The sequence below is a fragment of the Sporolactobacillus sp. KGMB 08714 genome, assembly GCF_036598985.1.
Classification (GTDB): Bacteria; Bacillota; Bacilli; order Bacillales; family Sporolactobacillaceae; genus Sporolactobacillus.
This window is the reverse complement of record NZ_JAUUBW010000003.1, coordinates 54,845-68,513: the sequence shown is the minus strand read 5'-3', so window position 1 is coordinate 68,513 and position 13,669 is coordinate 54,845. Positions and strand designations below refer to the sequence as shown.

The window sequence follows — 13,669 nt, the reverse complement described above, 5'->3', positions numbered from 1 at the left end:
ATATTAGGATTCTGACGGATCTTCCGGGCTGTCCGGGGATTTCCGAATCTTGTTAAAGTAGATTAATCCCGCAAAGACGATCACTCCTATTATTGAAATACCAGCCCAGCTGATAACTTTTCCCAATCCGACGATAAACCATGTTGTCCAGACACCGCCATCACTCAATACGCTGATAGAATGGCTGCCATGCAGATTGAACTTTGCCGCAATAGCCGCTTTTGTAATCAAAGGCGCTGCCCAGGAAGCAACATACAAACTGACTGCAATGTCAATGGCACCGCCAATCACCGTTCTAAAAATATCGCCTCTGAAGACGGCGGCCATCAAAGCAATCATAAACGGAATGGTTGCTAAATCCCCGAAGGGAAGCACCTTATTCCCCGGCAAGATAACGGCAATAAGCAATGTCAACGGTACCAGAATTAACGATGAAGAAAGTACCGATGATTGACCTACAGCAAGAGCACTATCCATGCCTATAAATAGATTGCGGCCGGGAAATCTCTTTTGGACAAAATCATTGGCGCCTTCAGAGATCGGCGTCAGACCTTCCATTAACAGAGAAACCATTCTCGGCATTAACATCATCACTGCACCGGTATTGACTGCCAGCTGCAGTGTTGCACCGATCGAATATTTAGCCAACAGCCCGATGATCAGGCCGATAATCACACCCATCACAGTTGAATCTCCAAAAACACCCAGCCGTTTTTGTACCGTTTCCGGATCAAGTTTGATTTTATTAATCCCCGGAATGCGATCAAACAGCCAATTGAGCGGTAATGCTAACAAAAACCCCGGTGCTGAAGATCCATGCGGAAAAGTAATGTTCGGCAGATTATAGTATTTTTGTACGGTCCGAGAACTCAAATCAGCTAACAGATAGAGCAGAGCAGCATGAATCACCATTGTATAAATACCCAGCCAGAAATTCTGAGAAACCGCGTAAACAAGCGACCCGGTGAAGGCAATATGCCAATAATTCCAGACGTCGACATCCAGCGTTCTCGTCAAACCTATAAATAATAAAATCACATTTGCAATAATACCGACCGGAATAGCCATGCTTCCTAAAACTGTACCATAAGCAATTGCCGATGCAGCGGGCCATCCGACATCAATCGAGTTAAGATTAAGTCCATAGTTTTTTACCATTGCTTGTGCTGCCGGGCCAAGATTTGTGGTTAAAAGGTTGATTACTAAATTCAAACCGACAAATCCGATTCCAACAGTTAGACCGGCTTTAAAAGCCTTACCAGGTCTGATTCTTAAAATAAGCGCAAAGATAAAGAGCAGGACAGGAAGCATAACACTGGCTCCCAAACTGACAAACCATTGAATTGCGGCCATATAATTCCCTCCAAACAATTTATTATTTAAATCACTTAATACCGGCTTGTCTCATCATTTCGATGAAGTTATCGATTCTGTCGCATGTTTGCAATTGACCAACCAACTGTTCATTCTGAAAAAGTGCCATCAATCTTTGCAGCATGTTAAGCTGGTCTTTCGCATTTTTTAGACCCAGCATGAAAATCATGCTAACATCTACCGTTCCGGTATCACTTCCCATTTCTTTAAATTTCACTGGTTTCGTCAGCGACATAAACCCTAACTGTGATATAACGACTTTGTCGCTGTCTGTGTGAGGAATAGCAATTCCCAGGCCGTTAACGTTTAAACCCGTAGGATACTTTTTCTCACGCTCCAGAATTCCTTCAAGAAACCGGTTTGTCACAAGTCTCTTTTTTAAGAATTCGCCAGCTAATAATTTCAAGGCACTGGCACAATCAGCGGCTGACCGGTGGAATAAAATAATTTCTTGATTAAAATACATAATCTGACCCCCGATAATTCAGATTTATTCATTTTCTGTTAGTAATTGGATGACGTCATATTTAGTACCGGCTTTTTTTAATAGATTGATCAATTCTTCATCTGCAAGTCTCGATACAACTTGTTGTATATGATGAATTCTTAAATCGTCTGTTCTATTGCTGTTAATTGCTAATAAAACAATGATTCTCACCGGTATCTGATCCGGGGTCGCCCATTCAATATCATGCTGACTTATGCCGATGGCCAAAACAGACCTTGATACAGTATTTGATTCGCCATGAGGAATTACCAGTCCGAAACCCAGCGCTGTCGATCCATTTTTTTCCCTGTTTAATACACTCCTAATGAATCTGTCTTCGCTTTCGATATAGTTATGATCAGCAAGCATTCCTGCCAGTTCGGCTAAAGCTTCATGCTTACTTGCCGCACGCAAATGAACCGTTATTAAATCAGCATCCAATATTCCGCAAGTATTATTTTTCATGTCTGTTATCCCGCAATAAATTTTTTAGACGTTCCTTATCCTTATTTGTAAACATGGCGCTTACCAATAATTTAGGTATGCCCTTAGGTGTCTGTACATCAACAGTGGTGAGGATCAGATCAATATTTTTATATTTATCGACGTTTTTTCTATATTTGGCCGTCGATATAACATCTACGATTTCCAGTTCCCGAAAATACTTTTTAACCTTAACCTTCAATAATTCTGAAGTCCCTACACCGCTCGTGCACATAATCAACACTTTCTGCTGCGTATTGCCCTGTTCAATATATTTTGCAAAATACAGTACAATGAATCCGCTTTCATCCTTGCTTATCTTTTCAATATTGAAAACTTTTTCTGCCTGGCTTGAAATCCTGACGATGTCCCGGAACAGATTTCCGTACTCAAGCTTAATCTCATTTAATAGATTATTCTTGATATAAATATGATTATCGATTCGGTTCAACATGGGCTTAATATGATTGGCCAAGTCATTTTTAACGGAATCATAACTAATGTTTAAATGTTCCAGTCCATTAATAGCCTTCACATAATATCTTGTGACTTTGTCAACACGATCCGGTGTTTCGCTACTGTGAATCCCGTCTCGGTCAAACCGGGTAGAAACAAGATATTGCAATAAATAAATGGATTCGACAGCCGGCAACTTTGAATTTAAATAACCGCTGATGTTAGAAATGACATTTTTGGCAACAACGTATAATTGTTTATTCGTTCTTATTAACTTTCTTTGCTCATTTCCAAAGGCTTCCGGATTGCTTTCCAATACCTTTCCTTCACGAAATCGGGTGATTAATATATATAAGTGTGAAAAAATATTTATATTATATGGATAAGGAATGGTTAAATCCAGAGCACGTTCTATTTTTTCAAGTTGAGAAATAATAAACTCTTTATCATAAGAATTTAATTTATGCAGGTCGGATGTAAAGTCGCCCAAATTATCGGCTTCAAATAAATTCATTTTCAAAATGGTTGCGTTGATTGCTTTTCGAATATCAATTTCACTGCCTGTAATAGAAATAGATTTACCCTTACGTAATAAATCAACATTATAGCCTTCTAATATCTTTGAAATAACGGACAGATCATTGTCAATTGAAGAGTCACTAACATAGAATTTCTGATAAACTGTTCCAATCCTTACCGGAAAGGGTGCTCTAAACAGTAAATTCAGAATGACACTGTTTCTTCGTTCAATGGGTGTATAGTCTAAAATATCGCTGTTCTTATTACTCCTCTCTTTCATGTAATTATCGTAATTAATTTTGAAGCCATGGCCCCTTGATGACTCGATAATTTCACCACTGCTGGAACAATCATTAATACTTTTAATTGTCCGATATACGGTTTTGGATGATACGCCTGCAAGATTCGCAATTTCACTAGCCATTACGTAATCATTTTTCTGTAAAAGAATATCGGTTAATGCTTGTTCTCTTTTACCTAATTGCACGTCTATCACCTCGCATGTTTATTGTATAATGAGTTTTGGAAGCGCACCCATTACTCTATGTCCATTATGTCCCCATGCAATGGACACCTTGTTGCTCACCCCCCCTTATGTGAAATCCGAACAATCCCAATAAACATTAAACAGATCCTCACCCTCTCAGATGAAGGGAACTATTCTGGCGATCAATGAAAACCATTATTCATAGTCTTTCATCGTCCTCCCATCCATTTACTCTTCACTGTCTCTTTTAGGCCTCCACAAAAACACATTTTCGGAAACGGCTGACTCACTAAACTGGGACAGATCTCTCAAGCGGCGCAAATGATCGATGACTGGAAGAATCCGGCGTGCCGGCGAAAAGAATCCGCGAATCACCGGATTGTCAGAAAGCCGTCCCATTGCCGACGCCTGAGAATACTGCACAAATGGCCGCAACGCATTTAAACCGGTTTTCCTGCTCAGAGTTTGTCCAAGTCCGCCAAGCCGCAGCTATGATTACCGATGGCAGACTGCTGCCCATAATTGTCAAAAAATATAAAAATCAAGACATCAGTAGCTTTCTCGGAGCATCATAATCAGCGCCGAAAGTTGAGAGGATATTGAAAGAAGTCTGCTAAGCTTAAAATATTTTCCCTGCCGGCAACAGACCCAGGCAGAGCATGGAGCAGCCGTCAAGCAGCCCGCACAGCACTTCTAAACGTTAGCACATTTTAATTTAACAATTTTCTCTTACTAGATTGTTTCGTGTACCAAGGGATAGGTATAATAGCTTTAGTATTTCGAAATTGCCGGAAGGTATATAATGGTAATTCTGGAGGATCCGGTTTTATAAATGATGCGGATTCGCGCATGTTTACCGGATCAGAAATGTTTAAAATGATTCGTTGTGAAAAATGAAGGGATGGGAAGAAGATGTCTCAGGAATCGATTTCTGAAAATTCAAGATCTGGCGGCAGAAAATCAAAGAAACGGCGACGCATATTGCGCTATAGTTTGTTGGCACTGGCTCTCTTGTTAGCCGCCGGTATCGGTTTTGGTTTCTATAAATACAATCAGCTCAAGCCGACCAATCATTTTAGTCATTTGAAGCCGATCGGGAAGACAACCAGCAAGTACAAACAGAAATCCGGCACTTTCAATGTCCTTCTGATCGGGTCGGATGCGCGGAAAGGCGACACGCTGAGCCATACCGATTCGATGGTACTGATTCATGCCGATCTGACGAATCATACCTATAATATGCTGAGCATCCCGCGGGATACGCGGGTGCAGATGCAGGGGTACGGGTACACGAAACTCACCAGTGTCCAATACATATCTCAAGTTAACCACGGAGTAAAACAGGGAATAGTCGACGCCGTAACATCGATCTCCAATCTGACCGGAGTCCCGATCAATTATTACGCGGAAACAAACTATTGGGGCTTGCAATACATGGTCGACGCGATTGGCGGAATCAATATGACGCTGCCTTTCAAAGTGACTCTGACACACCCATGGTATCCGGAAGACAAAGGCAAGACGTTCACGGCGGGGACCCATTTTTTAAGCGGAAAAATGGTCACGGAAATCACCCATGAGCGCTACTCGGTACCCGGAACAGACTATGGACGCCAGCAGCTGCAGCAGGCCGCACTGATCGGCATTGCCCGCAAAGTCATGAGTCCGTCCAATGTCACAAAACTTCCCGCCCTGTCCGGCTCAGTATCCAAATTTCTTGTTGCCAGCAATATGACAACCGACGATATGGTCAGCATCGGATTAGGCGTCAAAGGCGACTTCCATCCGGAGCAGCAGATCAAATACCGCCAGGTCAAAGGCACGAGCGTAACGATGTACGATGATGTGCTGCAGGCGAACAACAGTCAGGTCGTGCTCGATCCGGGGCAGTTAAAAAATGTGATCAAAAATTACTTTACCAATTAATCGCCGCAGCATGATCAGAGGGAAGGTAAAAAATCCGAAGACTAGATGCCTTATCTCCTCTCTCTGATTTTTGCGCTATCTATTTCTGTATAAACTGGGTCAAACAAACTGACCCCTTGTGGAACAGTCTAGAAAGACGCGCAGCTGCTTTGTGCCAAATCTTCTGATCTTGGGAGGCCTCGACTATCTTAACAGAGTCCAGAGCACTTCGAACCTGAAAATAGTCCTTTAAGCTAGGATAAGCTGTGCGTAAAGTGCTTTCTGTTCCTTCCAGTAGTGTCTGCCTTTCACCCCTCCATAATGGCATGTTATTGCGAGAGGCTGAATCCAAGGATAAAATGAGGCATTGTTGTCTGAAAAGCAATTGATTTTGTCCACATTTTCTGATATTGTTTCAGATTACAAAAGAGCATTTTACGCCGTCGATGATTGAGACGTAAGATGCCCTTAATTTATGTGTTTCCTTTTCTGTTTTTTCAATTTCGTCGTATAAAGGTTCTGTGTCATGAGCCGCTGCCCGTACTTGATTCCCATATAAGTCATCACCATTCGGCCGAGTCGAGGTTGAAGTCTGTGTTTCTCATAAATTATTTAGAAACTCTCCGTTTTCAGGGAATCTCATTACGATTAACCCGGCAGCCTCGAATGATCTGATTTGCAAGTTCTTTATCCCTTCCTATTTTCTGCCTGATTTGCTTCAACACCATCTTTTCTATAATTTGATTTGCGGTATTAAAAAGGTTGGTTCCTCAGTCAGAACATTAATGATGAGCCTAATTTAGTTATTTCTACAATGCAGTCAATTTGTCCATATCCAGTTCCTTCACACTCTCATTTCTGATTAAATCAACCGCACGTGATTTATACTTCAGAAAAAGCGGAGATGTACGTATATGATAGTCTCGAGGCCTTGGCAGATCGACATCAATAATTTCTTTAATTTTTCCGGGCCTTGATTTCATAACAACGACCCTGTCTGCCATGAATATGGCTTCATCAATATCATGGGTTACTAAGAGGACGGTTTTTTGAGACTGCTGCCAAACTTTTAGCAGGAGTTCCTGCATCAGGCTCCTTGTCTGCATATCTAATGCTCCGAATGGTTCATCCAGCAGAATCACTTCGGGATCGTTGGCAAGAGCTCGGGCAATTGCCACCCTTTGCTTCATCCCGCCTGATAGTGCTTTAGGAAAGACATTTTCAAAACCCTTTAGTCCGACAATTTCAATGTATTCATTTGCGATCCTGGATCGTTCGGACGCCGCCATCCCCTTTTGTTTTAGGCCGAACTCAATATTTTTTTTTACACTGAGCCATGGAAAAAGGGTATAGGACTGAAAAACCATTCCTCTGTCAGGGCCGGGACCCGTGACTGTTTTTCCACCCAGCGTTACAGAACCGGTTGTTGGTTTCTCCAACCCGCCAACAATACGTAATAAAGTGGATTTCCCGCAACCGGAAGCTCCTAAAATAGAGACAAATTCTTTATCCTTTACTGCTAAATCGATTATATCAAGAGCCTTCACCGACTTTTCTCCACTCCCGAACACCTTTGTAATGCCAGATATGACTAAGTTATCTTTATCGTTTTCTACACTCATCTTTTTCACCTCACTCAACTCCATGGGAATAATAACTTTGATAACCATTTGAAAAGATAGTCAAAAATCAGACCGATAATTCCAATGGCTAAAATACCGACAAAGATCTGCGATGTATTCAGCATTCGCTGGGACTGAATAATCATATAACCAATACCGGAAGAAGCGCCTACCAGTTCGGCAACAATGATGTAGGTCCATGCCCAGCCGAGTACCATTCTTAAAGAGCTCATAATAGACGGCATACTTGCCGGAAGAATGACGTGCCACAATACTGCTCCTCTGGAAGTTCCAAGCGTATAGGAAACATCAATTAAATCATTCTGGACACTTTTTGTGGCAGCAGCCACCATGAGGATGAGTTGGGGAAAACTGCCCATGAAAATGATTGCTATCTTCTGAGTTTCACTTACGCCGATCCATAGAATAAACAGCGGGATAAACGCTGAGGCCGGCAAGTAGCGGACAAATGACATCAGCGGTTCTAGAAAACCTTCGATGGGCTTATAGGCTCCCAGCATGACACCAAGTGGTACGGCAATGATCGCCGAAAGGAAAAAACCGACCATCACCCGAAAAATGGTAATCCCCATATCATCGGCAAAACCAAGCTGAGTAAACAAATTAATTCCCGCCTGAACGGTTGCAGTAGGCGTCGGTACAAAAATACTGTCGACAAAACCTCCGTAAGTCAGGATACTCCAAACTAATAGGACAAGGACAAACCCGAAGATACCCAGCAGCAGGTATGTTTTTCGCCTGATCTCGATTTTGGGTGTAAATGACATTGAAATCTTGCTCGCCAAACTAACTTTTTTCTCCGATTTTTCATTAACGGACATGAGCAAACCTCCGCGTTATAGCTTTTTGCTGAATCAAGGGGTGATCAGCTCGCCTCTTTTTATAACCTGATCAACGATGTTGACCGCTGTATTGTAAACGAGATATTTATAGCTTGGATACTTCAAAATCAGAAGATCTGCAGACTTGCCCTCTTCAATACTCCCGATTTTATCCGCTCTGTTCAGCGCAGCTGCGCCGTTCAGGGTGAAAGCGGTCAGTGCTTCTTCACCGCTCATTTTCATATAAATGCAAGCCAGGGAAAATATGAGCGGTATGGAATCTGTAAAACAGCTGCCGGGATTGAAATCACTGGCTAAAGCAACCGCGCAGCCATAGTCAATCATTTTTCTCGCAGACGCATAACGTTTGTTCAGACAAAATGCAGTTGCGGGCAGAAGTGTGGCTACAATATGTTTTTCCGCAAGCCGGACAATTCCTTCATCCGATGCTTCAAGCAAATGATCAGCCGATGCGGCTCCAAGTTCTGCTGCCAGCTCTGCACCCCCAAGTTGTTCGATCTCATCAGCATGGATTTTCAAATCAAGCCCCATATCCCTGGCTGCCGACAACAAACGTCTGGAATGATCAATTGAAATCACACCTTTTTCACAAAATGTATCACAGAACTCGGCAAGATTTTGATCAGAAACCTGTGGAAGAACCTCTGAAATAATGAAGTCAATATACTCGCTGCTATGCCCTTTAAACTCTGGTGGAACCGCATGAGCTCCGAGAAATGTCGGCACGACGTCTACGGAATGTTTCTCATTTAATTTTTTCATAACTTTAAGTTGTCTGATTTCTGTTTCCAGATCCAGTCCGTAGCCGCTTTTTCCTTCAACTGTCGTTACACCGAATGACAGCATGGAATTTAACCGCTGGATTCCCGACTGAAACAATTCGTCAAATGAACTCTTTCTTGTTGCTTTCACTGTATTTTCAATTCCGCCCTTTGCCTTCATAATTTCCATGTAACTCTTTCCACTCAGTCTCATGAAGAATTCTTCAGGACGGTATCCACCAAATATAAAATGAGTATGTGAATCGACAAAGCCCGGGACCAGGCTTCTTCCGGCTGCATCAATGACCTTATGCTGGGGTTTATGATAATTTTTGAGAATCTCTCCAGTTGTACCAACGGCCTTAATTAGCCCCTCTTCAATGACGACTGCTCCATCGTGAATCACTTTCAAATGATTCATTTTTTCTCCATAAACAGCCGTCTTACCTTCGGGTGTCGCCAGTTCAGCGGCATGCAGAATCATCAGTTTAGTCATTGACATCACTCTTTGAAAAACTCCCACCGGCAAACAGACGATCATTAACAAGATAAGGAATAGTCAGCTGATTTTCTCCTTCATACTTTTGATTAAACACCAGCGCCGTCTCAATAGAGTGTCCATTTCTAGCCCAGCTTCTTCTGGCGACACCGCCGATAACATCCCAAAGTATCCCTTTTCTAATAATTTCATCCACTCGTTCGCTTCCGTCAAGGACGAGCCCGAACCCACCATTGATGGCTTTCCCGATGCCTACACCGCCTCCATTATGCAGGGTCACAAGGCTCATTCCCCGTGCAGCGTTTCCTGCATAACACTGAACGGCCATATCTGCCATCACATTACTGCCGTCTCTGATGTTCGCCGTTTCCCGGAAAGGAGAATCCGTCCCGCTGACGTCGTGATGATCCCGGCCGAGCATAACCGGCCCAATTTCTTTGTTCCGAACCATCTCGTTGAATTTCAGAGCGATATTGATACGGCCTTCCGCATCCTGGTACAGAATTCTGGCTTTTGTACCAACGACAAGTTGATTCTTCTCAGCATCCCGGATCCAGTTGTAATTGTCTCGATCCTGATATCTTCTTTCAGGATCAATGCAGCTCATTGCTGCGATATCTGTCTTGTGCAGATCTGAATCTTTTCCGCTGAGGCAGACCCATCTGAACGGGCCGTAGCCGTAATCAAATAATTGCGGGCCCATAATGTCTTCGACATAAGATGGCAGTGTAAAACCATCCTTTTCATCAATTCCGTTTTTGGATATTTCTTTAACTCCGGCATCATACACAGCCTTTAGGAATGAGTTGCCGTAATCAAAGAAATAGGTTCCCTTATCAGTTAATGCTTTGATTAACTGATAGTGATGAACGAGACTCTTATCAACCAATTTTCGGTAACGATCACGGTCCTGATGAAGCAGCCTGGTTCTTTCCGCAAACGTAACTCCTTGAGGACAATAGCCGCCGTCATAGGCCGCGTGACAAGATGTCTGGTCTGAAAGCAGATCTACCTTGATATCATGCTTTACGATATATTCCAGCAGATCAACGACGTTGCCATCATAAGCAATTGAAATTGTTTCTTTGTTGTCAAGGTGTTTCCGGGCGATTTTAAATACTTGATCCAGGTTGTCCGATGAAGCACCGACCCAGCCCTGTTTCAGGCGAGTTTCAATCCGCGATTTGTCGACTTCCGCAATAATACCGACACCATTGGCGATTTCAACAGCTTTCGTCTGTGCGCCGCTCATGCCGCCAAGACCGGAGCTGACAAAAAGATGTCCTGCAAGATCCTTGTCATTCGGAATGCCAAGTTTCAACCTTCCGGCGTTCAGCAAAGTATTATAAGTCCCGTGCACAATTCCCTGAGGACCGATATACATCCACCCTCCTGCCGTCATCTGTCCGTAATTGGCGACACCCATCTGCTCAGCAACTTCCCAGTCATCCATATTGTCGAACATTCCGACCATCAGCGCATTTGTAATCATTACACGGGGTGCATCTTTTTTTGTTTTAAACACGCCGAGAGGATGACCGGATTCAATGACCAGCGTCTGATCCGCTTCAAGTATTTCCAGGTACTTCTTAATCAGCCGATACTGCATCCAGTTTTGGCATACACTTCCTGTTTCTCCATAAGTCACCAGTTCATAAGGATAAAGGGCGACATCAAAGTCCAGATTGTTATCAATCATAACCTGGAAGGCCTTACCTTCGACACATTCGCCTTTATATTCATTAATCGGTTTTCCGTAAATTCTTCCTTCCGGGCGGAAGCGGTAACCGTAAATCCGCCCCCTCGTTTTCAGTTCATTCAAAAACTCGGGCAGTAATTTTTCATGATATTTTTCAGGAATATATCTTAAAGCATTTCTTAACGCAATCTCCGTTTGTTTTTTATTCAAAGAATATCCTCTGTCCGGCGCACGGCGTATTCCTTTGACAAATGCAGGCATATCGGGCAATTCGTCGTCCAGTGTCACCGACATGGACTCCAATATCTTTTGGTTAACGTTCATATAATGACCTCCCAAATAAATAAAAGGGTTCCGCCGCCCATACCCCAGAGCCGGGCAAGCGGAACTTGAATGTTCAGATTTCTCCGGCGTTCAAGACAATGAGTGAAGAGCCGGCCAAACGTCAGCTGATTGGTCGATTATTGATTAACAAAGCTTCCATTGACTAAATCTGTTGCCTTAGGTTGTTTCTTGATCAATCCGACTTTTTTCCAGAAGCTAGCCGCTTTATCTGTTACATCATAAATCTGACCCGGATCTGACTTTGTTCCAAAATATTTTTCGTTACCCGCTTGATCATAGAACGTAACATCCGGTTCTTCTGCTTTAAAATCGCTGACCGTCTGTCCCATGCTCTTTGCCATGATTTTATCTGCATCATCCGGATTCTTCTTAGCATAATCCAGCGCTTCATACCAAGCATCAACAATTCCCTGAACGAGTTTCGGATTCTGATCAACAAAGTCCTTACGGAGGCCGAGCGAATCGACGATTAATCCAGGCGTTTTATCGCTGGAAAGAAGAACGTGTCCAAAGGAAGTCTTTTCAGCTTTGGTCAGCCATGGCTGCCACGTTACGGCAGCGTCCACTTTGCCGCCGACGAATGCCGCTCCGGCATCGCCTGCACTCATGTTAACAACACTCACATCATTTAGGCTCATACCTTTTTGATCCAACATGTACATAAACCAGAAATAACTTGCTCCGCCGCTGGTATCTATAGCGACTCTCTTTCCTTTAAGATCCTGGAAGGTCTTAATATTTTTTTTGGCAACAATTCCGTCACCGCCACTTGATGTGTCAAGCGCCAGGACCTGATAAACTGGAATATTAGCCGCTGCAGTCATAACATGGGTATCAACTGTTGTCATAAAGCCCTGGATACGACTGGCAGCCATGGCTGTACGTCTGTCAGACGCACTTTGGATCGTTTGAAGCTGAACGTTTACACCATGTTTCTTGAAAAATCCCTTCTGCTCAGCCAAATACATAGGAGCAAACCCGATCCATGAAGAGATGCCCAGCTTAACGGCACCTTTATACGTATTTTTTGCACTGCTGCTACCGCTGCCTTGATTTGAAGCACATCCTGAAAGCAGGAGTGTCAGTATGACAATGCCGGCAAGTAAAAGAGTCCATAGCTTTTTCAATTATGTAATACCTCCCAAATGAAAATTCATTTTATTTGAATCAATAAACAGCATCTTCTGAAATTTTTCCTTGTAATATTTTCACAACATTGTTTGCTGCCCGCATCTTCAAGGTAGATAACGATTCCGTTGATAAATAGGAAACATGAGGAGTGACGAATATGCCGGGAACATTAAAGATGGCTTCATTACCCGCAGGAGGTTCATTGGCAATGACATCGAGCATTGCACCGGCTATGACTTTCATACGGACAGCATCCATAAGATCCGCTTCATTTATGACCCTTCCGCGGGAAGTATTGATGACATATGCAGTTTTCTTCATTTTCCCAAATTCCTTCATAGAAATGAGTGAATCGACACTTTTGTCATACTTGACATGAATCGTCACAAAATCGGCCGCAGCGAGCCCTTCATCTAGACCTACTTTTTTGATGCCGTATGTTCCCTCATCGTTGCCGTTAAGGTTGGGATCACAAACCAGGACATTCATTCTCATTAATTTCGCCTTCCTGGCTACGGTTTTCCCTATTCTTCCAAATCCGATAATCAATAAGGTCGAAGATTGAATCCTTGGATTAAGATCTTTTGCCGCCTGGGCACCCCATAGTCCCTTATCTGCCACATCGAAATAGAATGCTAGGTTCTTATTAAAGAAATAGATTGCTGAAATCACATAATCTGAGACATCTTCAGTACAATACCCAGGGACAAATGTGACGGTAATATTTTGGGCCTTGGCTGCTTCGATATCTATCCGGTCATAACCACCCCCATAAACAGCGATGATTTTACATCTTGTCAGTTTCTGAATGGACGCCTGTGTTAATCTGATATAGACTTGGCAAAGGATTGCATCGGCATCTTTCCCAAATAACTCCAAATCCTTTTGATAATCATTTCCTGAATATCTGATTTCACAGTCTGGAAAGGTATTTTTTAATATCTCCTCCTCAGCGCAATAATCCGACCATTCTTCATCAATAATCCAAATTAACGGTTTCAAACCATCACTCCCCTGTATATCTGCTGAGCCTTGATG

The 13,669-nt window shown here is 42.9% G+C and carries 11 protein-coding genes; 1 reads left to right on the top strand and 10 read right to left on the bottom strand.

Annotated features, from left to right (window positions below):
* Nucleotides 1-3 precede the first annotated feature (3 nt).
* The 4 genes from Q6A92_RS02400 to Q6A92_RS02385 are packed head-to-tail and all read right to left on the bottom strand — an operon-like array spanning nucleotide 4 to nucleotide 3,806.
* Complete coding sequence (locus Q6A92_RS02400) at nucleotides 4-1,353, bottom strand: PTS galactitol transporter subunit IIC (protein WP_332236915.1); 1,350 nt, start codon at nucleotides 1,351-1,353, stop codon at nucleotides 4-6.
* A 31-nt stretch (nucleotides 1,354-1,384) separates the two neighbouring features.
* Entirely contained in the window at nucleotides 1,385-1,840 is a 456-nt protein-coding gene (locus Q6A92_RS02395; RefSeq protein WP_332236914.1) for a PTS sugar transporter subunit IIA, read from the bottom strand.
* A gap of 24 nt (nucleotides 1,841-1,864) precedes the next feature.
* Complete coding sequence (locus Q6A92_RS02390) at nucleotides 1,865-2,326, bottom strand: PTS sugar transporter subunit IIA (RefSeq protein ID WP_274399811.1); 462 nt, start codon at nucleotides 2,324-2,326, stop codon at nucleotides 1,865-1,867.
* Nucleotides 2,316-3,806: a BglG family transcription antiterminator gene (locus Q6A92_RS02385; protein WP_332236913.1), complete on the bottom strand. Its 1,491-nt coding sequence runs from the start codon at nucleotides 3,804-3,806 to the stop codon at nucleotides 2,316-2,318. The genes Q6A92_RS02390 and Q6A92_RS02385 overlap by 11 nt, the downstream gene beginning before the upstream one ends.
* Nucleotides 3,807-4,787: 981 nt before the next feature.
* Between Q6A92_RS02385 and Q6A92_RS02380 the strand changes: the two genes are divergently transcribed.
* Nucleotides 4,788-5,732 (top strand): LCP family protein, encoded by a 945-nt coding sequence (locus tag Q6A92_RS02380; protein ID WP_332236912.1) that lies wholly within the window; start codon nucleotides 4,788-4,790, stop codon nucleotides 5,730-5,732.
* 788 nt (nucleotides 5,733-6,520) lie between these two features.
* Here Q6A92_RS02380 and Q6A92_RS02375 read toward each other — a convergent pair.
* The 6 genes from Q6A92_RS02375 to Q6A92_RS02350 all read right to left on the bottom strand — a co-directional run bounded on the left by Q6A92_RS02375 (nucleotide 6,521) and on the right by Q6A92_RS02350 (nucleotide 13,633).
* Complete coding sequence (locus Q6A92_RS02375) at nucleotides 6,521-7,333, bottom strand: ABC transporter ATP-binding protein (protein WP_274399987.1); 813 nt, start codon at nucleotides 7,331-7,333, stop codon at nucleotides 6,521-6,523.
* 14 nt (nucleotides 7,334-7,347) lie between these two features.
* The gene (locus Q6A92_RS02370; RefSeq protein WP_274399807.1) at nucleotides 7,348-8,175 is read right to left on the bottom strand and encodes an ABC transporter permease; all 828 of its coding nucleotides are present in this window, start codon (nucleotides 8,173-8,175) and stop codon (nucleotides 7,348-7,350) included.
* Nucleotides 8,176-8,208: 33 nt separating this feature from the next.
* Nucleotides 8,209-9,453, bottom strand: a complete 1,245-nt coding sequence (hutI, locus tag Q6A92_RS02365) for an imidazolonepropionase (protein WP_332236911.1) — start codon at nucleotides 9,451-9,453, stop codon at nucleotides 8,209-8,211.
* Entirely contained in the window at nucleotides 9,446-11,479 is a 2,034-nt protein-coding gene (locus Q6A92_RS02360; protein ID WP_332236910.1) for a urocanate hydratase, read from the bottom strand. Before Q6A92_RS02360 ends, hutI begins: the two co-directional genes overlap by 8 nt.
* Before the next feature lie 137 nt (nucleotides 11,480-11,616).
* The gene (locus Q6A92_RS02355) at nucleotides 11,617-12,627 is read right to left on the bottom strand and encodes an ABC transporter substrate-binding protein (RefSeq protein ID WP_274399803.1); all 1,011 of its coding nucleotides are present in this window, start codon (nucleotides 12,625-12,627) and stop codon (nucleotides 11,617-11,619) included.
* A gap of 40 nt (nucleotides 12,628-12,667) precedes the next feature.
* Complete coding sequence (locus Q6A92_RS02350) at nucleotides 12,668-13,633, bottom strand: C-terminal binding protein (protein WP_274399802.1); 966 nt, start codon at nucleotides 13,631-13,633, stop codon at nucleotides 12,668-12,670.
* Nucleotides 13,634-13,669 lie beyond the last annotated feature (36 nt).